This window comes from Opitutus sp. (genome assembly GCA_024998815.1).
Lineage (GTDB): Bacteria > Verrucomicrobiota > Verrucomicrobiia > Opitutales > Opitutaceae > Rariglobus.
Window position 1 is genome coordinate 591560 of record JACEUQ010000003.1, and the last position, 25360, is coordinate 616919.

General features: G+C 61.4%; 24 protein-coding genes. 11 read left to right on the forward strand and 13 right to left on the reverse strand.

Annotated elements, in window-relative coordinates:
• The first annotated feature begins 30 nt into the window (after positions 1-30).
• The 3 genes from H2170_17575 to H2170_17585 are packed head-to-tail and all read left to right on the forward strand — an operon-like array spanning position 31 to position 4758.
• Positions 31-1971: a cytochrome C gene (locus H2170_17575; GenBank protein ID MCS6301883.1), complete on the forward strand. Its 1941-nt coding sequence runs from the start codon at positions 31-33 to the stop codon at positions 1969-1971.
• Between the two features lie 55 nt (positions 1972-2026).
• On the forward strand, positions 2027-3463 hold the full coding sequence (locus tag H2170_17580) for a hypothetical protein (protein ID MCS6301884.1): 1437 nt from the start codon (positions 2027-2029) through the stop codon (positions 3461-3463).
• A gap of 32 nt (positions 3464-3495) precedes the next feature.
• Positions 3496-4758 carry a 2Fe-2S iron-sulfur cluster binding domain-containing protein gene (locus H2170_17585; protein MCS6301885.1) on the forward strand — a complete coding sequence of 421 codons (1263 nt, stop codon included), beginning with the start codon at positions 3496-3498 and terminating at the stop codon, positions 4756-4758.
• 91 nt (positions 4759-4849) lie between these two features.
• On the opposite strand, the gene H2170_17590 is transcribed toward H2170_17585, so the two are convergent.
• Positions 4850-5044 carry a hypothetical protein gene (locus H2170_17590; GenBank protein MCS6301886.1) on the reverse strand — a complete coding sequence of 65 codons (195 nt, stop codon included), beginning with the start codon at positions 5042-5044 and terminating at the stop codon, positions 4850-4852.
• Positions 5045-5164: 120 nt separating this feature from the next.
• Complete coding sequence (locus H2170_17595) at positions 5165-5758, reverse strand: plasmid pRiA4b ORF-3 family protein (protein ID MCS6301887.1); 594 nt, start codon at positions 5756-5758, stop codon at positions 5165-5167.
• A gap of 526 nt (positions 5759-6284) precedes the next feature.
• Between H2170_17595 and H2170_17600 the strand changes: the two genes are divergently transcribed.
• Entirely contained in the window at positions 6285-7598 is a 1314-nt protein-coding gene (locus H2170_17600) for a hypothetical protein (GenBank protein ID MCS6301888.1), read from the forward strand.
• Here H2170_17600 and H2170_17605 read toward each other — a convergent pair.
• The 3 genes from H2170_17605 to H2170_17615 are packed head-to-tail and all read right to left on the reverse strand — an operon-like array spanning position 7556 to position 10142.
• Entirely contained in the window at positions 7556-8323 is a 768-nt protein-coding gene (locus H2170_17605; protein MCS6301889.1) for an ATP-binding protein, read from the reverse strand. The genes H2170_17600 and H2170_17605 overlap by 43 nt on opposite strands.
• A complete protein-coding gene (locus H2170_17610) occupies positions 8320-9786 on the reverse strand; it encodes an IS21 family transposase (GenBank protein ID MCS6301890.1) in 1467 nt (488 codons plus the stop codon). Before H2170_17610 ends, H2170_17605 begins: the two co-directional genes overlap by 4 nt.
• On the reverse strand, positions 9783-10142 hold the full coding sequence (locus H2170_17615; protein MCS6301891.1) for a hypothetical protein: 360 nt from the start codon (positions 10140-10142) through the stop codon (positions 9783-9785). The genes H2170_17610 and H2170_17615 overlap by 4 nt, the downstream gene beginning before the upstream one ends.
• Before the next feature lie 698 nt (positions 10143-10840).
• Here H2170_17615 and H2170_17620 point away from each other — a divergent pair.
• A complete protein-coding gene (locus tag H2170_17620) occupies positions 10841-11053 on the forward strand; it encodes a hypothetical protein (protein MCS6301892.1) in 213 nt (70 codons plus the stop codon).
• A gap of 60 nt (positions 11054-11113) precedes the next feature.
• Here the strand turns inward: H2170_17620 and H2170_17625 are convergent, their stop codons facing one another.
• The 4 genes from H2170_17625 to pdxH all read right to left on the reverse strand — a co-directional run bounded on the left by H2170_17625 (position 11114) and on the right by pdxH (position 15289).
• Positions 11114-11596: a threonine/serine exporter family protein gene (locus H2170_17625; protein MCS6301893.1), complete on the reverse strand. Its 483-nt coding sequence runs from the start codon at positions 11594-11596 to the stop codon at positions 11114-11116.
• Positions 11597-11613: 17 nt separating this feature from the next.
• Positions 11614-12417 (reverse strand): threonine/serine exporter family protein, encoded by an 804-nt coding sequence (locus H2170_17630; protein MCS6301894.1) that lies wholly within the window; start codon positions 12415-12417, stop codon positions 11614-11616.
• A 149-nt stretch (positions 12418-12566) separates the two neighbouring features.
• Complete coding sequence (locus H2170_17635; protein ID MCS6301895.1) at positions 12567-14573, reverse strand: PAS domain S-box protein; 2007 nt, start codon at positions 14571-14573, stop codon at positions 12567-12569.
• Positions 14574-14713: 140 nt separating this feature from the next.
• Entirely contained in the window at positions 14714-15289 is a 576-nt protein-coding gene (gene pdxH / locus H2170_17640) for a pyridoxamine 5'-phosphate oxidase (protein MCS6301896.1), read from the reverse strand.
• 314 nt (positions 15290-15603) lie between these two features.
• Here pdxH and H2170_17645 point away from each other — a divergent pair, with 314 nt between their 5' ends.
• A complete protein-coding gene (locus H2170_17645; protein ID MCS6301897.1) occupies positions 15604-15954 on the forward strand; it encodes a YkgJ family cysteine cluster protein in 351 nt (116 codons plus the stop codon).
• A gap of 74 nt (positions 15955-16028) precedes the next feature.
• Here H2170_17645 and H2170_17650 read toward each other — a convergent pair whose 3' ends face one another.
• Entirely contained in the window at positions 16029-16790 is a 762-nt protein-coding gene (locus H2170_17650) for a PAS domain-containing protein (GenBank protein ID MCS6301898.1), read from the reverse strand.
• Positions 16791-16803: 13 nt separating this feature from the next.
• Positions 16804-17226, reverse strand: coding sequence for a hypothetical protein (locus H2170_17655; protein ID MCS6301899.1), 423 nt, complete (start codon positions 17224-17226; stop codon positions 16804-16806).
• Positions 17227-17513: 287 nt separating this feature from the next.
• Between H2170_17655 and H2170_17660 the strand changes: the two genes are divergently transcribed.
• From H2170_17660 to ltrA, 5 genes are all read left to right on the forward strand, one after another.
• Positions 17514-18341: a histidinol-phosphatase gene (locus H2170_17660; GenBank protein ID MCS6301900.1), complete on the forward strand. Its 828-nt coding sequence runs from the start codon at positions 17514-17516 to the stop codon at positions 18339-18341.
• Positions 18342-18698: 357 nt separating this feature from the next.
• Positions 18699-18950, forward strand: coding sequence for a hypothetical protein (locus tag H2170_17665; protein ID MCS6301901.1), 252 nt, complete (start codon positions 18699-18701; stop codon positions 18948-18950).
• 165 nt (positions 18951-19115) lie between these two features.
• Positions 19116-19373: a hypothetical protein gene (locus tag H2170_17670; protein MCS6301902.1), complete on the forward strand. Its 258-nt coding sequence runs from the start codon at positions 19116-19118 to the stop codon at positions 19371-19373.
• A gap of 62 nt (positions 19374-19435) precedes the next feature.
• On the forward strand, positions 19436-20782 hold the full coding sequence (locus H2170_17675) for a transposase (protein MCS6301903.1): 1347 nt from the start codon (positions 19436-19438) through the stop codon (positions 20780-20782).
• A gap of 612 nt (positions 20783-21394) precedes the next feature.
• Positions 21395-23095, forward strand: coding sequence for a group II intron reverse transcriptase/maturase (gene ltrA, locus H2170_17680; protein MCS6301904.1), 1701 nt, complete (start codon positions 21395-21397; stop codon positions 23093-23095).
• Between the two features lie 384 nt (positions 23096-23479).
• Here ltrA and H2170_17685 read toward each other — a convergent pair whose 3' ends face one another.
• Positions 23480-24448 (reverse strand): MBL fold metallo-hydrolase, encoded by a 969-nt coding sequence (locus H2170_17685; protein MCS6301905.1) that lies wholly within the window; start codon positions 24446-24448, stop codon positions 23480-23482.
• A 25-nt stretch (positions 24449-24473) separates the two neighbouring features.
• Positions 24474-25334, reverse strand: coding sequence for an SOS response-associated peptidase (locus H2170_17690; GenBank protein MCS6301906.1), 861 nt, complete (start codon positions 25332-25334; stop codon positions 24474-24476).
• Positions 25335-25360: the final 26 nt, after the last annotated feature.

The window sequence follows — 25360 nt, forward strand, 5'->3', positions numbered from 1 at the left end:
GTATAAGCAACACCGCTTAATCCTATTTCTATGCGTTTCCCATTTGCCTACAAAAACCTGACATCTGGATGCTTCGCCCTGCTTGCGGCGGGCGTTCTGTTACACGCCGAACCCTCCGCCCAACCCGTTGTCGCCAAAGTGCAGTCGGCCGACGACGAATTGATTTCTCTCATCGTAGCTAAGCCAGCCGCCAAAGTAGCGGCTGCCGCGGATGACGATTTACTGGGGGGCGATGATGTTCCCGTGGTCAAGGCGAAGGCGGCTTCTGCACCCTTGGCGCCGGCCAAACCCAAAGCGAAGGATCCGGTTGACCCGCATCTGGCGATCTACGCCAAGAATAATTTCCCGAGCGCTTCCGAATGCGCGCCCTGCCACAAGCAAATCTACGACGAATGGCGTTCGTCCAACCACGCCTACGCGTCGATTTCGCCCGTCTTCCACAAGTTTGAGCAGAAGATCAACGACTTGGCGCAGGGCACCATCGGCATGTTCTGCATGCGCTGCCACGTTGCGGTCGGGACCACGATGGGCGAAACGCGCGAACAGCCCCTGTGGGAGCGTTCCGAGGTGTCCCGCGAGGGCATCACTTGCGTCACCTGCCATCGCGTTAAGGAAGAGTACTCCCGTGTAAACGGTGAGCGCCGGATCGAAATGGGCGACATCACCAAGCCCGTTTACGGCAATTCGAATGCTTCCGGTTTGACGGAGATCATTTTGAACAAGGATAAACACCATGTTAAGCTCTCACCCCAAGATCCGGGTCCCGGGCAGGTGATTCATAACTCCGCCGTGAAATTTGATGCCCTGAGCAAATCCGAATTCTGTATTTCGTGCCATCAGGTGGCCGTGCACCCCGGCATCAAACTGGAAGTCGTCTGGGATCAATACCGCGCCTCACCCGCCGCAGCCCAAGGAATCAGCTGCCAAGAGTGTCACATGGGCAAGGTGCCCGGCAAAGCCGAGGGCTTCGAGACTGGCCCAGCAGCCATCGTTAACGGCAAAGCGATCAACCCCGGTCGTAAGCACTCCAACCACGCCTTTTTCGGCCCGGGTTATCCGATCGTTCACCCCGGTATCTTCCCTCACCATCCGGAGGCCAAGCGTTTCGCCCTGCAGAGCTGGCTGAAATTTGATTACCGCGCCGGCTGGGGCACCCCGGAATTCGAGAAAAAAGTGGCCAAAAAGCCCGCCGATTTCACCTTCCCTGAAGAGTGGGCCTCGGTCGAAGACCGCTCGGACGCCCGTCTCATCGTCGATGAAAACCTGGTGATGCTGGAGCAGAAAAAGAAGTTGCGCGAACAGGTCATGAACAACGGCGCCAAGCTCGATGGCCCGTTCTTCCAGTCCGATCCGGTTGCCGGAAAAGCGCTGAAAGTGAACTACGTTCTCCATAACACCAACTCGGGTCACAACTTGCCCTCAGGCTCCCTCGGCGCTCAGCCTGAGCTCTGGCTTAACGTCGCCCTGTTTGACGAAAAAGGTGCCCGCGTTTGGGAGTCCGGTTATGTCGACAGCCAAGGTGACATGGCCGACCTGCATTCCCCTGATGTCCGTGCGGGCCGTTTGCCGGTTGATAGCCAGCTCTTTAACCTGCAGACCAAGTTCCTGACCACGAACATCAAGGGCACGGATCGGGAGATGTACCTGCCGATCAACATGGATATCGACCAACTTCCCTTTATCCGTCCTGCCGGCGTGCCGACGAGCGTCTTGAACCATCCGCCCTTTGTGCGCATGGAGAGCCGCAGCCTGCCGCCGTTGTCTAAGCGCACCGCCAGTTACACGATTCCGGCATCGGCCATAAAAACGCCCGGGCGTTACCGGATCGCCATTCGTATGCGCAGTCGCGCCGAACCGATATACTTCATGAACTTCATCGAGGCGACCCCTGAGATGAATCAATCGATGAACGAGTGGATGATCGACCTTCACCCCTCGGCCGCTGAATTCACGGTAAATCCCGCTCGTTGATCCCATGACCTCTTCTCAAATGATCCTTAAACATGCCCTGGGTGCTGGGTTGGTTTTGGCTTCGCTCGGTTCCGCAGGGGCCAGCGACGGCCACGTTGCCATGGATGCACGTGCGCAACCCGTTCCTTACGACGCTGCCGCTTACAAATTCGGGCCCGACCCGGTCTACAACCTGCCCTACGATTTCCAGCGACAGCTCGACATCTATGGCGCCAAACACGCCAACCCGACGGCCCGCCCGTTGTTGGAATTGGGCCGTGAGATGTATGGTCCTGGTCAATTTGAGCCGGGCATAAACCTGTTTGGCGAAAAGAACCTGGTTTTCCCGCAACTGCTGCTCTACGGCGATTTGCGTACGGTGGTCGGCTATAACAACACCGGCGGCAAGGATAAGGAAATCGTGGCCAGCAAACTGACGCTGGACCTCGATTTGAAGATCACGGCGACCGAGCGCATCCATGCGACCTTCACCCCGCTGGATCATCGCGGCGACGTGACGCGCGTGTCCCAAGTGGACGGGCAAAGTGACAACAAGGCGATTTTCGACCTTGAGCCCGATGCGCTGTTTATCGAGGGCGACATGGCCCGTATTATCTCCGGCGCCACCAATAAAGACAACGGCTACGACATTCCCTTCACCGCCGGCCTCATTCCGCTGTTGTTTCAGAACGGCGTCTGGATGCAGGACGCGATCACCGGCTTTGCCTTTACTATTCCGGCGCGCAACAGCCCCGCGCTGCAGATTAGTAATATGGACGTGACCTTTTTCGCCGGTTTTGACCGGGTCACTACCGCGGCGATGGCTAATAATGACAACTCGGGTGTTTTTGGTTTCAACACCTTCATCGAGGCCATGTCGGGTTACTGGGAGGTGGGCTATGGCTATGTCGACGGTCACGACAGCAAGGACGACCTCAGTTATCATAACGCCTCGGCTGCCTTCACGCGCCGGTACTGGGACCGCATTTCCAACAGCGTGCGGGTGATCGCCAATTTCGGCCAGGAGCCTGGCGCCGGGCAAACGCAGACGGCGGACGGTTATTTGTTCCTCATTGAGAACAGCTTGATCTCGTCCAAGCCCCTGACGCTGGTGCCCTACTTTAATGCTTGGGCTGGTTTTGATCGCCCGCAGTCGCTGGCCCGCGCGGCCGGAGCTGGCGGCGTATTGTTAAACACGGGTATTAACTTCGAAACCGACGGTATCACCGGTTTTCCAACGATGGATGATACCGGCCATAACACTTACGGCGGCGCCCTGGGTATCGAGTATCTCTTCGATCTCACGCAGCAAGTGGTGTTTGAATTTGCCGCCCTCGATGCGTTTGATCAGCCGGGTACCGCGGCCGACAAAGCCCCTGAATACGGCCTCGGCGCCCGCTACCAGCGTAACCTGAGCAACGCGTGGATCTTTCGCACCGATCTGATCAACGTGTTTCGGGACAATAATCCCGACGTCACCGGCGTCCGCTTCGAGGTGCGCCGCAAGTTTTAATCTAACCGTCGTCTGAGTCGTATTTGTTAACCATGTCCCAATATATCATCCTTTCACTCGGGCTCATTCTGGTCGCGCTGGTCGTGGCCACATTGGGATCCCTGCTGGTGGCCCAGTTGCGGGCGCTCAGCGCTCAAAAACAGGCGCAGGCGATTTCCTTGCAGAAGCTCTCCACGGAACTGCTCATTGCGCAAAAGGCTCTCAAAAAGGCCGAAACCGGCGGCAGTGTTTGGAGCGGCGTTCGCAAGTTCAGTGTGATCAAAAAAGTGCCGGAGACCAGTGACGCCACCTCGTTTTATTTGGCTCCGCACGACAAAAAACCGCTGCCGCCCTTTAAGCCCGGTCAGTACCTGACCTTTGAACTCGATATCCCGAATCAGAAAAAGAAAACCATTCGCTGCTATAGTTTAAGCGATGCGATTCTGCCTGATTATTATCGGGTGACTATCAAGCGCTGCCCGCCCTCCAAGCCCGAGCATGCAGCCGGTCTGGCGTCCAACTTCTTCCATGATTCGATTCATGAAGGGGCGATTCTTGATGTGAAGGCACCCGGCGGCCATTTCTTCCTCGATACCAACAAGCAGTCCCCGGTGGTTTTAATCTCCGGCGGCGTCGGCATCACGCCGTGCTTGAGCATGATGAACGAGATTATCCAAAACGGCTCGCGGCGTGAAATCTGGTGGTTTTACGGGGTGCGCCATGGTGGAGAGCACATCATGAAGGAGCACGTGGCGGCCATGGCGGCCAAGTACAGTAATATCAGCCTCCACGTCTGTTATTCCAATCCCACCGAGGACGACAAACTGGGTGCGGATTACCAGCATCACGGCCGCGTCGGCGTGGATCTGTTTAAAAAGGTCCTGCCATCGAATAATTTCGATTACTACATGTGCGGGCCTGGCCCGATGATGGAGTCGGTGGTCAAGGGTCTGGCCGAGTGGGGCGTGCCCGACGACAAGGTTCACTATGAGGCCTTCGGCCCGGCCAGCGTCAAGAAAGCGGCTCCTGTGGCGGCAGTGGCGGCCGATGCCGGCGCCAAACCGGTGATGGTGACCTTTGCCAAGTCTAGCAAAAGCGTCGCGTGGAATCCGGAAGCGGGTAATCTGCTGGCGTTTGCCGAATCGCAAGGAGTTGCGATCGCCTCGGGCTGTTGCGCCGGCCAGTGCGGCACCTGTGTGACGGCGATTCGTAGTGGCGATGTGACTTATGCTCAGGAGCCCGGCAGCAAGCCCGAGCCCGGTTCCTGCTTGGCCTGCGTCGCCGCGCCCAAGGGCGATGTGGTTTTGGACGCCTAAGCGCAGTCGGTCAGTGCAAAAAGAAAAACCGCCCGGAAGCGTGAGCTCCCGGGCGGCGTAGTTACTGGTTTTAACTGCAATCCCGTTAGAATTACAGGGGCGAAGTCGTCCCGCGGCTGAGCAACCCGTTAAGGCGTGCGGCCTGGGCCGACGTTGCGGCTTCATATTGTTTCCGCACAGCAATCGTGGCTGGCTGGTTGGCATTCACTTTGGACTTTTTGAAGAATCCAGAAGGCGCAAACCCGCCGATGACGTTGAGCGAGAACTTATCTTTGATCGTATTCATGGTCAGATGGAGGCACCGAACGCTAACCGTCGATTCCTCCCGACTGACCACGCACATTTAAAAAGAACGGCCACCAACCCAGCAAGTGCCGGGCTGAGTGTCAATTCTTGGTTTACTGGCTTACTTACTGAACTTCTTCAGGCCCTTGTTGATTAGGGCCAAGTCGCAGCGCTCTACATCATGCAGCGGGCCTAGCCACTCCAGCCATTCACGGCCCAACTCGGTGGTGGGTTCTTGAATGCAGGCGAGCATATCTTGATACGCCTCCAAGCCCCCGCAGTCCTCGGGCGGGCCCGCCCGTTCGCCCGCCAGGCAGCGGGGGTAAACTTCACCTTTTACCAGGGGCAGGACCGCTTCCACGCGGATGTCCACCCGCCATCCTTCGCCAAAATGGTACTCGTAGCTCATCCCTCCTCGTTTGGCCAACTCCGCGTCGAGCAGCGTGATATCGCGATCGTCCTCGATGCTGATGCCGACGGCCTTGGCCGGGTTGCCCAGGCGCACATCGCCCAGGGTGAATGTGTGGGTCTGGTAATCGAACCAATCAAAGGCCACCTGGATCGAGTCGTGCAGGCGCGCCAGCCACATGGCTTCACGCACCACCAAGCGGCGCCAGATTCGCGGTGTGCAGCCGGCCACCGTCAGGCCGAGAACCAGCGCCTGTGCCGGTGGTTTTTTGGTCCGCGAGCCACGGCCCTCATGCAAGGAAATCATGTCCTCACCACAAACGCTCGCGCACTCACAGGCGACAAAAAAGCCAGTCGCCTTCCCTTGGTGGCCTTGCTTGGCGTGGCGGGGGTTGGCCTCTGGATATACAAAAGCCGCCTCGGGGGAGACGGCTGTTGTGACCTGAAAACTAAAACCACAAAACTGGCTACAAAAACATAGACGCAGCGCAGGCTTAAACGCTCAAAATAAAATCAAAGAAAGTGGCGGGCCGGGGCCGGACGGGTTCTGGGGCGGAGCTGGATATCTGTTAACCAACTGATGATTAGCTGAAAGGGGGGCTTTTCGCTGCTTGGTTTTTGCGTGGGCAGGGCGCAGGTGCGGAGGCTGACTATTAGCCTCAGGTTAACCGTCGGCGGGAAATCCGTGCGCCGCCCAATCGCCCAAAAAAGAGCACAGAGGACGCTGAACCGGATATGAAGAAATTTAATTCCAGTATTAAGGTGGGGCGCTAGTTTGCGCTTGGGCGTGCATCGGGCTGGAACTTCGTGTGGTTGCATTTATAACGCCACTCATGCCTACCCTTCCCCCGACGCTTTGCCGTTTCGATTTTTCAATTCGCGGTGCCGCGCGATCCCTTGCCTGCGCGGGATTGGCATTAACCGCGGCGCTCCCCCTCGCTTTGGCGCAATCGGGCTACGGTGTGGGGCCCGCCGCTGAGGTGCCCAAGATCCCTGCCGCCGCGCCCGCGCCCCAGGGGGCGTTTGATTATTTAACTCAGGGTAAACTCTCGGGTGCCGCTCGCTACCGCTACGAAAACTATGCGCAGGATTCCGTTCCTGGCGCGACCACCGCTGCCGCCGGCCGCATCGACGGCAACGCCGTGGCCTCGACCCTGCGCTTGACCCTCGGCTACGAGACCTTGCCCTGCCACGGCCTGACGGCGTTCGTCGAGGGCGAGGGCGTTTACGCGGTCGGCGAGGACGAGCACTACCGCATGACCACCGTGCCCGGACAAAGCGACCAGCCCCGCGCCGTTATTAACGATCCGCTCGGCACCGAATTAAATCAGGCCTTCCTGAAGTGGCAGCTTCCCGACACCGGCGTCATGCTGCTCGCGGGGCGCGAGTCCTTTTTCCTCAACAACGGGCGTTTCGTCAGTTACTCGCCTTGGCGGCAGAACAACCAGTCGATCGACCTGGCACGCACCTCGGTTAAATTTGGCGACGGCTACACCGCCAATTACGCCTACCTCAACAAGGTTCACCGCGTCGTCGGCGCGGACGCCACCGATGGCGATCTCGGCATGAATTCCCATGTCGGCAGCTTCGATTACGCCAAAATGGGCGTGTTTAACGCGTCAGCCTACGCCGTGCTGCTCGACTACGACGACAACGCCGGTCAGGCCGCCAACGACACGGCCACCACCGGCCTGCGCCTGACCGGCCCTTACAAGTTCGATGATACCTGGAGCGTCGTTTACACCGCCGACTACGCCCATCAAACCGACTACGCCGACAATCCGGCGAACGTCGCCCTCGACTACTGGTGCGTGGAGCTGGGCGTCGGCTACAAGGCGCACAAAGCGTACTTCGGCTGGACGGTGCTCGAGGGCGGGTCGGGCAACACCTTCCGCACGCCGCTGGCCCATCCTTTCAACGGCTGGACCGAGAAATTCGCCGCCACCCCCGGCTCCGGCTTGGACGCGCGTTACCTGACTTTTACCGGGCCGGTTCCCGGAGTGTGTGAGCGGCGGCGCGAACACCGTCTATTTCTGGCGGTTACAAAATCACCTGTCGTAAAAGCCGATGACCGGCCCCGCCAGGGGCCGATCATCAGGCCCGGTCAGCTTGCAGGTTCGTCGGCCAGGCGGTCTTTCATGCGGTAGGATTTGCCCTCGATGACGACGGTCTGGGCCCGGTGCAGTAGGCGGTCCAGGATCGCCGCGGTGATGCCAGCGTCGTTGTTAAAGATCCCTGCCCAGTGTTTGTAGGCCTTGTTGGTGGTGACGATCAGCGAGCCGCGTTCGTAGCGTTGGCTGACGATCTGGAAGAGCAGGTCGGCCCCCGACTTGTCGAGCGGCAGGTAGCCGACCTCATCGAGCACGAGCACCGCAGGGGTCATGTAACGCTTCAACTCGGCTTGCAACCGGTGCAGGGACTGGGCGGTGACCAGGGCGTTGATCGCGTCCACCGCCGTCGTAAACAGCACCGTGTAGCCCGCCTGGCACGCCGCGTAGCCCAACGCGCTCGCGAGATGTGTCTTCCCAAGCCCCACACCACCGCAAAACACCGCGTTGGTGCGCTCCTTGACAAAGCCCAGTTCGAAGAGGTGCCGCACCTGCGCTTCGTTCAACTCCTTGGGCCAGTCCCACTGGAACTGGTCGACGGTTTTCTTGACCGGGAAGCGCGCTGCCTGGATGCGCCGCTCCAGCGCCCGGATCTGGCGGTCCTGGGTCTCGGCCTGCACCAGTCGGCGTAAAAATTCGGCGTGCGAACAGCGCGCCTTGGCCGCCTCGGCCGTGAGTTCGCCGTGGTGGCGCAGCAGGTAACCGAGTTTCAGGTACTTGAGTTGATCTTTTAATAAATCGGTTTTTTCGGGTTCTGTTTTCATTGGGTATAGGGGCTTAAATCCGGGGGACGCAGTTCGAGTTCCAGTGCGGCCAACGCGTCGGCGCGGGTGAGGTGGATCGGCCCGGCTTGCGGCAAGGCCCGCGCGCGTTGTTCGAGCAAGTTGAGGATGTAATCGCTGGAGTAGGCGCCGAGTTCATGGGCGCTTTCGATCGCCCGGCCGACTGCCTCCGTTCCATACAGGGCCACCAAACCCACGATAGTCGCCAGGTGGTGTCCCGCGTTGAGCCGGCGCTCCTCCAGCCCCCGTTGGTAGGCGGGTGCCGCCGGGCTCAGTTCCAAAAACCGTAGCCGCAGGCGCTGCCGCGCCCCCTGCCGTTTGCGCTCCTCGAGTTCGCGCACATGCTCGGGGTTTTCCACATCGGCGCGGCGGGCAAAACTGCGGGCATGCTCGGCCACCAGGGTGCGGTCCGCATAAAACCTCACCTGCGCCCCCTCGATCTGCGCGGTGAGTAGCGCCCCGGCAAACTTCGTGGGCACCGAGTAGCGGTTCGTTTCGATACTCACCCGGCACCGCCGCGACGCCCGCACGCTTAAGGTGCGCACCGCCGGACTGGCCACCGGGTTAAGCGGCAGGAGCGCAGCGCGCTCCTCGGGCAGCCGGTCCACCGGCCGGCCCTGGGTTTCAGCGTGAACGCGCACGTTGGCCACCGTTTCCAGCCACAAGCTGGCGGCCGGCCCCAGCTCGGTAAACCCGTTCATCTGCCGCCCGCCAAGGAAGCTTTTTTTCACGTAACCCACCGCGTTTTCCACCATGCCCTTGGACTGCGGATGCCCCGGCCCGCACGCTTTTATCGTAAACCCGTAGTGCCGGGCAAAGTCCAGGTACTGGGCGTTGTACACCGGGTCGGTCCCGGGCACATGCGAGAGGACGGCCGTCTTGCAGTTGTCCACCATCACCTCGCGCGGCACCCCGCCGAGTTTTTCAAAGGCGCGCCGGTGACAGCCCAGCCACCACTCCTGGCCCTGCCCGAGGGTAAATTCCACATGCAGGAACCGGCTGTACCCCAAAACCATGACGAAAAAACTTAAAGCCCGCCGGGTGCCGTCCACCTCCACCGCGCCAAAACTGCCCCAGTCCACCTGCGCGGTCTGGCCGGGGGCAAACTTGAGGGTAAGAAACGCCTCCAGGTTCCTCGGCCGCACCCGCCGCACGTAGTCTTTCAAAATTGAATACCCGCCCGTGTACCCCCGCTCGCGCACCTTTTGCCAGAGCTGCATGGCGGTGAACGGATGGGCCTCCAGCCAGCGCGCGATCGCCGGCTTGTGCACGTCGAGCTTGCTTGGCCTAGGCACCTGCGCGGCCTGGCTGCGCACGTACTTTTCCTGCGCCTGCCAGCGCCTCACCGTCTGCACGTGCAACTGGAGCGAGCGGGCGATTTGCGGCGCACTGTGACCGGCCGCCTCCGCCTGTTTTATCCGGCAATACAGTTCGTAATCGATCACGCGCCCACCTCCCGGCTCGGCGGCGGCGTTGCCGCCAGCGTGTGCGTTGGCCTGCCCCGGTCCAAGGAGAGCACCTGGTAAAGTGGCGCGGCGTAGGCGATCACCCCGGCCTCGATTAACTGCCGGCGCGCCTCGACCAGGCCGTCCTCGCTGAGCGTGAGCAGCCGGGCCAGGGTGCGCGTGGCGTAGTAACTCAGCCCGTCGGCGTCGCCCACGGTGACCAGGACCAGATAGAGGCCCCAGGCGGGGGCACTGGCCCGCCCCAGGTAATTGCCCCGCACCAGCCGGTGGTCCAGCCAGCTAAACTGGGCCGGCGTGCGCCGGAGTTGTTCGCGATCGATCGGTTGTTTTTGCATAATCGGGCGGCTGGACGTCGATGCCCAGGATCACCCGCCCCCGGGATTGCAGGTGTCGCAGCATGGGTTCGAGGTCCTCTTGTAACGTCACTCCGGCGAACTGCGCGATAAGCCCCACGAGCACAGGGTTTTGCGACTCCCATCTGTCTTGTAACGGCACGCAGGGATTCGGTAACGCCACCTCGGCGACCGGCTCGGCTTTAGGCTGGTGCACAACGGATTGCGTAGTTGGGATGTCTTGTAACGCCACCCGCCGTCGCGGCCCCCTCCGCCTTGAGTACCCCGGATTGGCCTTCCGCCACTCCTGCACCCGTTGGACATTTTCTGGGCCTTTCCAGTGGTCGAGGTTCTCCGGCTTCGCCAACCATTTGGCCTGACTGGCCGCCCGGCTCGCCCGTCGGCATCCCGGCTTCCCGCAGTAGCGCTGACGCTCGCGGTTATGCGCGTCGGGCAGAAAGAAATCGACACAGTGCAAACACTTGCGTGAACCGGTTGGATGCATCGCTGTGCATCCGCCAAGCGTCCCGCCGGTTCAATCTCCACCCATTCGCACCCCTCATATCCCCAGCCGGACAGGGAAGAAAACCCACCCACGGAAGAAGAGTATTACTCTTTTTAAGGGGAAGAAGATCCACCGAAGAAGAAGTGCATTCCTAACCGCCAGAAATAGACGCTTTCCCGCTCGCCGCTCACACGGAGTGAAAGGCCTCAACTACACGGCCATCGCCTATGATTATTATGCCGACAGCACCAGCGCCCATTACGGTTCCGAGCTCGATGCAGCCTTGGAGTGGGCGGCTTTGCCGATTCATAAAAACCTGACCCTCGGCTGGCGCTTTGGTCAGTACTACGCCGACGAACTGTTTACCGACTCGCTGCGCACCTCGTTGTACGCGACCTTAAAGTTGTAATTCAAGTGCGCGGTGTCGGGTGTGGCGGGCGGGCGGGACTTAGATTGAAGCCGCCCCGGCTCACACCACGGGGCGGCGACGGTAAATCAGGAGTCCGGGCAGGGCCAGGCCCACGGCCAGCGCCGAGACGATGAAAAACGCGCGCAGGCCGTTTTGCAGCACGGTGGCCAAGAGCGCCGGAGTGTAGCCGGTGCGGTCGATCTCGATGATCGCCAGCAACGCCGTGAAGGCATAGATTCCGGGGATCATTGGAATGACTGCGGCAACCGTAAACACCTTGGGGTGGGCGCGCCAGGTCTGAGCCCAGTGGATGCCCACCATGCTCACCACGCAGGCCGCCAGCAACGTGGCCCACTCCAGCGGCACGCCGCCGAACTTGTGAAGCCCAAGCCGCAATGCATGGCCAAGCGCGCCGGCCAGGGCGCAGTATTTAAGCGCCCCCTTTGGCACGTTGAAAATCATCGCGAAGCCCACAGCGGGGATCGCCGCCAGCACCGCATCTTGCAGGAGTAATCCTGCTGCGTCGGCCACCGCTTGAAGCATGTCTTGAGCTGAAGGATTCATAGCCAGGTCCAGGTGTTCCAAACGGTCATTGCCAGCACGATGCCGCCGCAACTCGCCAGCAGCAGCAGCAGCGCAAAGGTGGCCCGCGAGATTCCCGTGTTGATGTAGCCTTTCACCATGTCGGAGACGGCGTTGATCAACGGGTAGCCGGGCACGAAGAGCAGGACGCACGCCGCCATCGCCAGCTTGGGGTTTCCGACCCACCCGTGGAGCACGCCTTGCGCCGTGATGGAGGTGGCCACAAAGGCCGCCGCAGCAAAGTTAACAAAGGGGTTAACATGCAGGTGCGCTAGCATTTGCCGCACCTGCATCGCCACGCCGCTCGCCACAAACGTGAGCCAAAGCGTGCCCAGGTCCAACGGGTCGCCATGCGCCAACTGCCCGAGCCGTGCGAAGGCCGCGCAGGACAGACCCACCATCAGTGAAACCAGCCAGCGGTTGTAGCGCTGCGGCTGGATTTCGGCCAGCCGAGCGGTTGCACCGGCCAAATCGAGTTTCGCCTCCTCGACCAACAGCACCGCGCGGTGGACTTCCGTCACCACATGCATGTTTAGTCCACGATCGGTATTCCGCCGCACCGTGGTGCAATCGCGCCCCTGGTAAATCGTCGTGATCGTGATGGCGTTGGCCATCATCGCCACCTCCACCTCGGCTATGCCCAGTGCCAGACCGAGGCGGCGGCACACCGATTCGGCCAGGGTGCTCTCCGCGCCATGTTGCAGCAGCATGATGCAGGCCTGCGCGCTCAAGTGCGTGATTTGCCGCTGCTCGGCTTCTGAAATAATCCGTGGTTCTGCCATAACGTAGGTGAACCGTAGCAGAAAGTCGGCCGCGCCACTGCGCAATCTTTGGCTTAGGTAACGCCTGGGCGGGGGGGGGGGCTGCCGAAAAGTAGCGCAGACTTCCAGTCTGCTCCGAGCGGGAAGGCAGACTGGAAGTCTGCGCTACTTTATCGGGCGCGTACCAGCAGCAGGGTGCGATCGTCGTGGCGGGAGGCCAAGGCCGAGAACTGGCGCAGGTACCGGTTGAGCTTCTCCACCACCCGAGGCAGCGGGGTTTGATCTTGTCCGCTCAAAGCGGATACCAGCCGGTCGCGGCCAAACTCTTCGCCCGATGCGTTGGCCGCCTCGGTGATGCCGTCGGTGTAGAGCGAGAGCAGGTCGCCGGGCAATAGGTCGATCTCGGTTTCCTCCAGCATGGAATCAAACACCGGGCCTTCATCAAAACCGAGCGCCAGGCCGCCGGCTGCCAGCAGTTCGGGCGCCGTTGATCCCGCGCGGATGAGCAGGGCCGGCTCGTGTCCGGCGCGCACGTAGGTGAGGCGGTTGGTGTCGAGGTCGAGGATGCCGTAAAACAGCGAGATGAACATGCCGCGCGGCATGTCGTTATGCACGGCACGGTTGACCCGTTTAACCACCGTTGCGGCGCTGCGTTCCCCTGCCGCGCACAGGCGCAGCGTGGCACGGCAGGAGGCCATCATGAGCGCGGCAGCCGGGCCTTTGCCCGCCACGTCCGCGATCACAAAACCCCAGCGCCGCCCATCCACCGGCAGCACGTCGTAATAGTCGCCGCCGATGTGCAGGGAAGCTTGCGAAAGCGCCTCGATTTCGACCTCGCCGATGTCGGGGAACACGTGCGGGCGCAACTGGTGCTGCACTTCGCCGGCCAGGCGCAGATCGCGTTCGCGCAAGGCGCGCTCCCGGTCCTCGGCGTCTTTGCGCAACGTGATGTCGGTGATCAGCCCCTCGTGGTGGGTCACGTTACCGGCCGGATCGAAACGCACCACCGTGTGGTCGTCCACCCAGCGCACTGAGCCGTCGTCGCACACGATGCGGTATTCCTGGCTGTACTCGTGGTGGCCGGCGTTGGCGTGCGCCTCCACCTCGGCCCCGACCCGCTCGCGGTCGTCGGGGTGCGTGATGCCGCGGAAACTCAGCCTGCGTCCGGTGAAATCCTCGGGCGAATAACCGAACTGGCGGATGCTCTGGGACACGTAGGCAACCGGCCAGTTTTCCTCGGCCAGCCAGAGCACCACGATCGACGGCGAGCGGTTGACGATCTGCTCGAGCTCCTCGCGGCGGGCCAGGGCGAGTTTGAGTTCATCCTGCGCTTGGCGGCGTATGGTGATGTCGCGGCCGACGCCAAAAAACGCCCGGCGCCCATCGCGGTCGGTGTAGGCGGAGCCGGTGGTGGCGTGCCACACCCAGCTGCCGTCCTTGTGTAACACCCGGTATTCGATGCCACGGGGGTTGACCCCCAGCTCCAGGGTTTCGCTGATAAATTCGCGTAGCACCGCTACGTCCTCCGGATGCACGAACTGCGTGTAGGGACGGCCGAGGATGTCGTCGATTTCATGGCCCAATTTTGGCGTCCAAGCGTCGGATACAAATTTATACACGCCCTCGGGGGTAATGGCGTAGAGGATCTCACTGGCGATTTTGAGGTAGGTGCGCCAGCGCGCCTCACTACGACGGACCTCCTGCTCGGCGATGTAACGCGCCGACACATCCTCGATCATGCCAAAGTGGTGGGTGACGCGCCCCTCGGCATCGCGCACGACCATCACCGTGAGTTCGCAGCGCACCTCCGTGCCGTCCCGGCGCAGATAACGCTTTTCCAAAACAAAGCCGTTGCGCCGCCCCGCGTGGATCTCGGCGGTCAACTCCTGCTGACGGACCCAGTCGTCGGGGTGGGTGATCTGGCGGATGTTATCGATGCTGCTGGCCTCTTGCGGGGAGAGCCCGACGAGTTCGCAAAAGCGGCGATTGACCACGTTGCGGCCGAGCAGGCCGTGTTCATCGAGTTCGCGCCAGCTCAGGCCGATGGGCGCATGGTCGAAAAACAGCTGCAGCTGTTTGATCGCCTCGGGGCCGCGACTTGCCCAAGCGGGACCCGAAAAATCATGCAAAAAATTCGAGCCAGGAGCGGGCGGTTGAGGCGTTTCGGGCGAAGACATAAGGAGCGGGGCTGACAATGGGTCTAGCCCTCCTCCGGCCTACAATCCAGCACGAAGACCGTCGCAATTGGCGCGCCTGCCCGCGCCCGGTTGCGGGCAGGATTCCTGTCCTTGGGCCCCGATGGGCCTAATCCGGCGCTTTACGGGTACAGGGCTTGTTCCTTCCAACCCTTGTCGGAGAGCGTGTACTCCATGCGCTCGTGGAGGCGGAAGGGGCGTTCCTGCCACAGTTCAATGCTGTCGGGCACAACCCGGTAGCCGTGCCAGTGTGGCGGGCGCGGCATGCGGCCTCGGGGGTGTTTAACCATGGTGGTCGCCACTGCGCGTTCCAATTCAGCATAGCCGTCGAGCGGCTGCGATTGTTTCGAGGCCCACGCACCGATCCGGCTCAAGTACGGACGTGAGTTGAAATACGCATCGGCCTCCACGTCGGTTACCGGTTCCACCCGTCCGTTCACGCGCACCTGGCGGCCGGGCGGGTTCCAATAAAAGCACAGCGAGGCGTAGGGCAGGTGACGCAGGTCGGCCGCTTTCGGGCTCTCGATATTGGTGTAGAAAACAAAGCCCTTTTCGTCGGCGTGCTTGAGCAAAACCATACGCACCGAGGGACGCCCCTCGGTGTCCACGGTCCCCAGCGCCATGGCATTGGGCTCGTGAACGCCGTGACGTTTGGCGTCTTCAAGCCACGTGTGGAACGTATCCAGCGGATTGTTCATAAGGCGATATTCTAGGGGGTAGTGGCGGCCGGCGCTGCGCATCTCTTGACCAATGGCGCGCAAAATTGTGCCACAACACACTCCTTCTTGAGCCTCCCGCGGGTACACGCTTCCCGTGGCCTTGAGCGTGAGCTCAAGGTGTTTGCCCAAAGGCATTCGCTCGCCCCCCCCCAAGAACCGATTTTGTTAAGCTCATCTTGAGCGTGAATGGGTGTTACCGCCCGAAGTCCGGCACGCATGGTAGGGCGGGGTTTCCGGCTGGCTTCGGGGCGAGGCCGGGGCAATGTCGCTGGGCTCACGGGCGCCAGTGGCACCTGCGTGGGCGCGCTGTGCAAAACCCACTCATTACCGACTGTTTGTTGTGCGGGGTGTGCTGTCACTCTCACTTGGAGACCTACGTGCGCATCGACGGGGCGGATTGGTCGCGGCTTGGGCCCGAGGCGGAGCGCCTCGCCCACTTCATCGGAAATCGCGCCTACATGCGCATGCACGCGGGGCGGTGTGCCGCGCTGGACATCCGCGCCAGCGAAACGGGCCAGCGGGAATTTTTTTGCACGATTTACGCCCTGCGCCCGCAGGTGTGCCGCGATTTGGCTCGGGGTTCGCCGGCCTGCGAGGGTGAACTGCTGGCCAAGGGCACCCGCACTGCCGACACACCGGCCTGAACCGGCCTTTGGCGCGCCGTCCGTTTGGGGTGTTTGGACTGGCCCGTCCGCAGCCAAACCGGTCGCTCGGCGCCTCAATACGCCGGCGTGGGCACGTGTTTGCGGGCTTTGACCAACTCGATGATGCCGTGGAGCTGCTTTTTTAGCGCCAGCAGGTCTTTGCGCGTTTTTTCCTGTTGCTCCGCCTCCAGTTCCACTTCGCCCAATAGAGAGATGCAGGGGTCCATCGCGGGGGAATCCGGCGGCAGCAGACTGATGAGCCGCTCGGCCTGCTGTTTGATTTGGCTAAAATGCCCGTTTTCCATCACGGCCGACACGCGGTCGATAGCCTGGCCGGAGACATCGGCCATGTGGTTGGTGTGAAACAAGATGAGTTCGGCGAAATCGATTACCGCCAAACGCCGTTCGGTGTTGAGCAACTCGGTGTTGAGCTGGGCCATTTTTGCCTCGGCTTTTTTACGCTCCGTGATGTCGCGCGAAATGCCGTAGGTGCCGATCACCTGCCCCTCCTCGTTGAGCAACGGGTATTTGCTGGTGGAGTGCCACGTGACGCGCCCATCGGGGAAGTCTTCTTTTTCCTCAATGTTGAGCTCGGGCTGACCGGTGTGCATGATTTTTTCTTCCGTAGTCAACGCGGCCTTGGCGTGGGCTTGCCCGAAAAAGTCGGCATCCGTGCGGCCGAGCACCTCGGCAATCGACTTGCCTCCCACCGCCCGCACCAGCGCATCATTGACCAAGCGGAAGCGGCTTTCGCGGTCTTTAAAATAAATGGCGTCCTCCACATGGTTGAGCAGGGTGAGCATCAGCAGCTGCTGGTCGAAAGGGTTTTGGGTCATAGGGTTGTGCTGATTAAGGTTGTGCTTTTTCGATTAAGACGTCGTGCCCGGCTTCGACTTCGGCCAGCAATTTTTCGGCGGCGGCAATACGGGTGCTCCAGAGCTGGACCATCAGCTCGTTGTCGGCCTTTTGGCTGAGCAAAAACGCCAGGTAATAGCGCACGGCGTTGAGCGGGCTGTTCGGGATGATGGGGTCGGTGCGGCTGATGATGCGTTTGTTGGTGCCGTTGGGAAGCGGGTAGGGCGCGGCCAAAACAAAGAAGCGCTCATTGGCGTGGGAAATCGGCACGCGCAGCACGCGCAGCTTCCCGTGATCGTTGACCGTGGCAAAAAGAGGCGGGTGTACCTCGCCGGTCTTGGTGGCTTCGGTGGTCGCGGTGGTCGGAGAGCCAGGGTTTTCGGCGGGCGGGGAATCTGCTGGATCGGGGGGAATCATGAGGTGAAGGTGGCGAACGGGCAGCTGTTTATAGAATAACGGCACCAAAGGGGCTTAGCTTTAATTTTTTTTAACTCCTGAGTCTAAATGCAGCGGCTGTGGATAACAACGAGTAGCATCAAAAACACGAAAGAACCGCGGACGGGGCCGGAGGAAACGGCCGTGGCGCTCTGTGGGGCCTTGTGCGTGAGCGCAGCGTTTTTAGCCCAAATAATGCGGACGGCCCCATTCCGCGTGCCCGTTACTTTTTGCTGTGCGGGTCGGCCTCCCTGTTCAAGTCTGACGCCATGACGGAACCGCTCCTCTATGAATCCCATTGCCACACGCCCCTGTGCAAACACGCGTTTGGCGAGCCCGAGGAGTACGCGGCGATGGCCCTCCTTCGGGGCCTCAAGGGCATCATTTTCACCTGCCATTGCCCGCTGCCGGACAATTTCGGCGCCGATGTGCGCATGGCGCCTGAGCAATTCTACGCCTATGTCGACCTGGTGGCGCGAGCGCGCGAGGCGTTCGCCGGGCGCGTGGACGTGCGATTGGGCCTGGAGAGCGATTTTTTCCCGGGCGGCGAGGCCTGGCTGGAAAAACTTCACGCGCGCGTCCCGTTGCACCACGTGCTCGGCTCGGTGCATTACCAGATGCGCGATTACCGCGCCCGGTATTATCGCGGCGACCTGGCGGCCTATCAGGAGCTTTATTTCGAGCACCTGGCCTTGTCGGCCGAGAGCGGGTTGTTCGACACCCTGGCGCACCCCGATTTGATCAAAAACGAGGCCCCGTCGCTCTGGGATTTCGCAAAAGTGCGGCCGCACCTGGAGCGGGCCCTCGACCGCATTGCCGCCACGGGCGTGGCGATGGAGCTCAACACCAGCGGCGTGCTCAAAACGCTGCCCGAAATGAACCCCTCCCCTCCGCAACTCGCCCTGATGTGCGAGCGCGGCATTCCGGTGGTGCTCGGGGCCGACGCGCACATCCCGACCCGCGTGGCCGACGGTTACGTGGCGGCGTTGGATTTATTGACGGCTGCGGGCTATAACGAGGTTAGCTATTTCCTTGATCGCAAGCGCCATACGGTGCCAATCGACGCGGCGCGGGCATCGTTGTCTGCGGGGGCGTAAGCAGCAGCCGTGCAGGCTGCTGCTCGGCGGTTTTCCGGACACGGACGCCGCGGAGGTCGTACCTCCGGGGTGGGGGCAGGCACACGATCGAGGAAGGGCCCACCTCCGTGTGGGCTGGTCCGGAAAAAGTAGCGCAGACTTCCAGTCTGCTCTGGGTTTTGCTGAGCTGAAGCGGAGCGGGCAGGGAAGTCTGCGTTACGTGGGCGGTCGAATGCGGAAAAAACTGAGGTCGTCTCTCCGGCGAAAGGGGGAAATCGTGGAGATGTTAACCGCAGACGTTTTGGTTTTGCTCCGGCTGCATCAGGCTGCGATTCAGGAAGCCGACTGAGACGATTTTCCGTCGCGTCGCCCTTTCCTATGAGTTTCCAAACTATCCTTCGCACCATCGGTTTTTTGATCATTCTGTTTCTAGTGGTTTTCGTGAGCATCGAAAACACCCACTCCGTCGATTTCCACTTCTCGCTAGCGTTCCCCAAGCCGGTGCGTTCATCGGCGGCCATCGTTTATTTCGCGATGTTCGCGGTCGGCGTCATTGGCGGCACCTTGCTCAATGGCGGAACGGGCAAACCCAGCGGGAGCCGCAGCGAGGGCGGCAGCAAAAAGCGCTAAAGCATTTCAATTAATGTTATAGCCGAAATCGGCTCGATGTAGCGCAGGCTTCTAGCCTGCATCTGGAGTTTGGCCTCTGACTAGTTGGCCCGGAGAAGGCCGTAGAGATAAATGGGGCGTCGGGCCCATGGGAAAAAGCGTGGCCATGAACGATGGTGTCGGACCATGAGCACCACCACCAAAGTTCAGCGCATCATCCGCAAAAACAGTGAGCAGTGGTATGTGACATTACCCGCTTCCATCGCCCAGACGATGGGGTTCGCCAAGTCGGAGGCCGTCGAGTGGACCGTCACCGACGCGCATCATTTGGTCCTCTCACGCAGTCTGGTCGCGCCCGTTATGCCGGTCACGCCCGAGCTGGTGGACGTAGGCGTTAAAAAAAAGTCCAGTTGGGTTTATCCGATCGGCTGGGACGACTTATGAAACGGGCTTGTGCTGCGGCTTGCGCCGCCCCCGAGTGCGCCCGGAGACTGCAGGGGCATCTCATGGCGGCACTGGTTTCACCGTGCCGGGGGACTCTTACCAACCTGATTTGTCTGTGCGGGCGTGCCCAGCAGGACTGGACGGCCGACTACCGGTTGTATTCGCGTGACCGGGTGAAGCCGGCGGGGCTTTTCCGCACGGTCCTCCATGAGCTTGAGGTAAACCTGCCGGCGCTTACCCCGTTGGTGGCCGCCATCGATGACACCCTGGTACGCAAAACCGGGGTCAAGATCGACGGCGTCGGCTGGAAACGCGATCCGCTCGGCCCCGCGTTCCAAACCAACCTGGTGCGCGGCCAGCGCTATGTGCAACTCTCTGCGGCCTGGCCTGGTTCCGACGGACACGCCCGGATGATTCCGGTGGATTTCACCCACGCGCCGACGCCGCCAAAGCCGGGTAAAAAAGCCACTACCGACGAGGTTCAGCAGTACACGGAGAAGAAAAAACAGCAGCGGCTTAATGTCGTCGCGCTCGCCCGCATCCAGCAGCTTCGCCAGGCGCTGCCAGACACGCGCAAACTGGTGGTCGCCGGCGATGGCAGTTACACCAATGCGGTCGTACTCAAGGGCCTGCCCGCCAAGACCGTTTATATCGGCCGGATCCGCCGGGACGCCGTGCTCAACGCCCTGCCTGGACCACCCGCGGCCACCGGTCGCCCGCCGGTCTATGGCGCGCCGGTCCAGACCCCGGAAGAGCTGCGCACCGACGACACCGTGGCCTGGCAAAGCGTCGAGGCTTATGCGGCCGGAAAAAAGCACACCTTTAAAATCAAGACCCTCGGGCCGGTGCTGTGGCGTAAAGCCGGGGCGACGCTCCCGTTGCAAGTCATGGTGATCGCCCCGGTGGGCTACCGATTGCGCGCAGGCTCGAAGCTGCTCTATCGCCAGCCTGCCTTCTTGGTTTGCACCGACCCGGATATGCCCGTGGGTGACCAACTCCAGTATTACCTCTGGCGTTGGGTCATCGAGGGAAACTTCCGGGATGAGAAAACCCTGATCGGCACCGGCCAGGCACAACTGCGCACCGCCGCCTCCAACCGCAACCAACCCGCCGCCACCGTCGCCGCCTATGCGCTGTTGTTAATCGCCGCCCTGCTCTTCGGCGATCCTGCGGGGCAAACCCCTGATCCGCCGCCGCATCTTCGCCCGCCCAAATGGCGCACGCACTCTTCGGGCGCCTCGCCTGCGACCAGTTCCACGGGGGACCTCTTGCGCACCCTGCGCAGCGAATGCTGGGCCGACCAGATCGCCCCAGAGAGTTTCTCCGACTTCACGTCGACCGACCCTCCCTCCACGAACTCATCAAAAGCGCCACCCTTCTTGGCTGAAGCACTCTTCCGCGCTGCGTAACCGGGCCTCCGGCCGCTTCGCATCCACCTGCTTTTGGGGCCAAACTCCAGGCGCAGGCTTCTAGCCTGCATCTGGAGTTTGGCCCCAAAACGAGTTGAGATCCGCCCCCCCCAGCTAAGGTAGAAGCGTACCGCAGGTAGCAACGGCATGGGTTTCGATGAGTTCGTTGACGTGAGGGTGGCTGTTGCGAAGTCTGCGAAACTCTCCGGAGTGATCAGCTCAGATCGCCATACATGATGCGCAGCACCTGTATGGTTCTTGGCACGAGTTAAACCCGAACGCCGAAGTTTTAACCACGGAATTCACAGATGAGCACAGATAACAGAGTGTTACTGAATTTGAAGACAGGATGAAAAAAAGGGGATCAAGCTGAGTCCGTTTACTTCCTAAGGGATTGTATCTGTGTAATCTGTGTAATCTGTGGTTGGTTTGAACTTCGGAGTTCGGGTGTGCGACCATGAAACTAACAACCATAACAGTGAAAGTCTGTTCGACCGAATTTAACGATTCGCGGTCGAAGGGCCCGGTCACGGATGCAGGCCGCGAGGCCTCGCCGGAAAGCACGACCGTGTGCCCGAACCAGTCAGCCGCAACGAAGGTGAACCCCATCCAATGAGCTCCGTTACCGAAACAACCGACGAGTCCAGCCGCTACCTGAACGGTGAAGACTGCAAGGATCGGAAAAGGCAGTCTCGCAAAGACGTAGGACCTAAATCGTTGATTTCCGATCAACACGTCGGCGGAGTCAGCGGGGGCGGCGGGGTGGGAAAGGTCGTTAGGTTAAGTGGTGAGACCTGCGGCGGTGGGGCGTCTTGCGATGCCTCAACCACCGGCACAAGCGCGGCAAAACCTCGTAAGGCCGGACGGGCCGTGGCAGGAGTCGGAGACCTCCATAGTAGTGATGATCTAGCGGACATTAAAACCGCCGGGGAGCGAAGGGAGGGCACTTGTTCCCACGCATCACAGAGCGGCAAAGGACCCGACGATGGCTGGGGTGATGAACTCTGGATAAAAACGTCACCGAAGGTTCGGAAGCTGCAACGTGTGCTATATCGGAAAGCAAAAGCGGAGCCGCATTGGCGGTTCTATAGTTTGTATGGAGAGCTGTATCGGCAGGACATTCTGTCGGATGCGCTCGATCAGGTGATCGCCAATGACGGCGTGCCGGGAGTGGACGGGTTCGAGGTGGAAACGCTCGCAAAGAACGAAGCCTATCGGGCGGCATGGCTGCTTGCGCTGGCGGAGGAAATGCGAACGAAAACCTACCGACCCAGTCCGGTCCTGCGCGTCTATATATGGAAGGATCAGGCCAGGACCAAACGTCGTGCGCTGGGCATCCCTACGGTGAAAGACCGGGTGGTGCAAAGCGCGGCGGTGATCGTGTTGCAGCCAATCCTAGAGGCGGACTTCCATGACCATTCCTACGCCTACCGGCCGAAACGTCGGACCCATCAGGCGATGGATAAGGTCAAGGAAGCCATGCTGAGCGGAAAGGTGGAGGTGGTGGACGCGGATTTATCGAGCTACTTCGATATGATCCCGCACCGCGAACTCCTGCAATTGGTGGCCAAACGGGTGAGCGATGGGAGCGTGTTGCGTTTAATAAAAACGTGGCTGCGCGCACCCATCGTGGAAGAGGACCGGGATACGGGGTGCCGCAAGGTGCTCCCGAACCGGTGTGGCACGCCGCAAGGCGGAGTCATCTCGCCACTACTGGCGAACCTCTACCTCAACGACCTCGATCATGCGGTGAATGAGAAGTGCGAACAAAAGCCGACGATGGTGCGTTACGCCGACGACCTCCTGATCCTGTGCAAACCGGGTCAAGGGGCGGGGCTGCAAACGCGACTGAAACGGTGGCTGGAGGCACGTAAGTTAAAGCTCAACGAAGAGAAAACCCGACTGGTGGATACACGAAAGGAAGGCTTTGAGTTCCTCGGTTTTTCCGTCGCATGGCGGCAAGGCATGAAGAGCAAACGAAGATATCCGCACGTGGAACCCAGTGCGAAAAGTCTGGCCAAGTTACGCGACAAAGTGCGGATGGAGCTAGATGTGCGAACGCGCAACCAACCGGCGGTGGCGGTGGTCCGCAAGGTCAACCAAATCACTCGCGGTTGGGCGACGGCGTTTCATTACGGCAACAGCACGCACGTGTTTAGTAACCAGCAGGCTTTTGTGCGCAACCGGTTGCGGCGGTGGCTGTGGCGAAAGTATAGCCGCACCCACGGACTCTTCGAGTTCTTCACCGACGACCGTTTGCATGGTCAATACAAACTATGGCACTGGCCGCTTACGGCGGCTTGGAAGCAATGAACTCCGCTGAAACCAAACCGAAAGAATGGGGACTCGGTAAGCCGTGTGCGGGAAAACCGCTTGCACGGTTTGACGAGGGGGAGGGTCGCGCTGACGGGTTACCGACGCGCGGCTCTCTCTACTCTACTAAACGGCCAAACTCCAGACCTTGAGCTCACGCTCAAGGCCACAAGGAGTGTGTTCGCGAATCATGTGGCCTGGAGCGTGAGCTCAAGGATTCGGCTGATCTGCGTTCGACTAGTCAGGGGCCAAACTCCAGGCCCTGAACGTGAGTTCAAGGCTGCTGTAAGGGTGAACATGAACGCTATTTTGTATCCGCAGGACGGTGTTAATCGCTCCGCCGGTTTACGGTGAATATAGCCACGCGGCCAAATGTGAAAACGTTCACGTGATGCCCACGCATTGTCCGGGCGCGCAGACGCGAAAGGCGGCGGCGGGCAACTCGGCGGCGTCGAGCGCCCGGGCGAGTTCGCGCGGTGGTTCGTCGACGCTTTCGTCGGTGAGCTGAAAGGTGCCCCAGTGCATGCCCAGGCTCAGCCGGGAGCCGAGCTCGCAGTGGATTTTAACCGCCTCGGTCGGGTCGCAGTGCTGCGCCGACATAAACCAGCGGGGCGCGTAGGCACCGATGGGAAGCAACGCCAGGTCGGGCGGGCCGAGGCGGCTGCGAATCGCGCTAAAAAACAGATCGTCGTAGGCCGTGTCGCCGGCGAAAAACGCGGTCGCCTCCGCGGTTTTGAGGTGAAAACCGCCCCAGAGCCGGGCGTTGCGCCGTCCGCGCACCCGGTTGCTCCAGTGGCGCGCCGGGGTGAGCGTGAGTTCGAGGCCGGGCAGGGCGGCGTGCGACTGCCACCAATCGAGCTCGACGATGCGTTCGGGCAAAAAGCCGGCTTCGCGCAACAGCGGCGCGTTGCCCAGCGGGGTGACGGCAAGCGGGGCGTAGGTTTGCCAGAGTCGACGCAAGGTGGCGCGGTCGCAGTGGTCGTAGTGGTCGTGGCTGAGCAACACCACGTCGATGGCGGGCAGGTCGGTGAAGTCGACGCCGGGGGCTTGCACGCGCCGCGGGCCGACCAGACCGCCCGGGCCCACGCGCTGGCTGTAAACGGGGTCGGTCAAGAGGTTGCCGGCGCTGGTTTGCAGCAGGAAGGTCGAGTGGCCGATCCAGGTGGCCGCGAGGCGTTGGCCGATCAAGGGGGCGGTGGGGCGCGGCGGGTGGGCGGCAACGGCCGGCCAGCGTTTGGGCAACCCGCTGAGTTTCCAGCTGAGGATATCGTGCCAGCTGCGATTGTCGTGGCCGCTGGGGTTAAAAAACTGCTGCCCGTCGCAGTGGTCGGAAAGCGGGAAGGGCGCGGGCATGGCGGGGTGACGCGCGCTAGGCCGCTCAGAGGCCGAGCGTGAGTTGCAAATCACCGCCGGCGTCGGTGGGGGCGGGGGTGTTGGTCGTGCCGGAGGCCCTTGCGCTGCCGTTAAAGGCGCCGTCGCTGTCGCCGTCCGTGGCGGTGGCGGGCGCGGGATCGAGGCAGGCCGGGTCGTCGTTGCGGGTTTGGTTAACGCGTGCGCTCACGGCGGTGGCGCTCAGCGCATCGGGTGGGAGCGGGCGCAGAAGCGGGGCAAGGATGTCGGCCGAGGTGATCTGTGGATCGAGCCAGGCCGACCACGCCGCCGCATCGACGAGCATCGCGGGCATGCGGTGGTGGATGGGTTGCATGAGGGTGTTGGCGGCGGTGGTGATGAGGGCGCAGGACTCAACGAGTTGACCGTCGGGAGCGCGGTAAGTTTCCCACAGACCGGCGAAAGCGAACGATTGGTCGTTGTGCAGTCGAAACAGCCACGGGCGGCGCGTGCGGCCGGTTGACTGCCACTCGTAGAATCCGCTGGCGGGGATAATGCAGCGGCGCGACTGGAAGGCGCGCCGGAAGGAGGGTTTTTCCGCGAGGGATTCGGCGCGGGCGTTGGTGACGGGGCGGGTGTCGGCGCCCGCCCAGGCCGGCAAGAGCCCCCAGTGAAGCCAGGCGATTTCGCGGGCCGGTTCAGGGGCGGGTTCGGGTGCGGGCCGGGCCAAAGTATAACCCAATGGGTTAGACTTTTCCGTGCGGGCGCGCACGGCGAGGACGGGGCCGCCGGGGGGGATGTTGTAGCGCGAGGGCGGCGGCACGCGGCCGGTGTGTGCCTCCAGGCGCACGCCGAGCTGGGCGAGCAGGGATTTGGCGTGGGCTTGGGTGAGGACGTAGCGGCCGCACATAGGCAGGGGGGGGGCAGCGGTGGCGA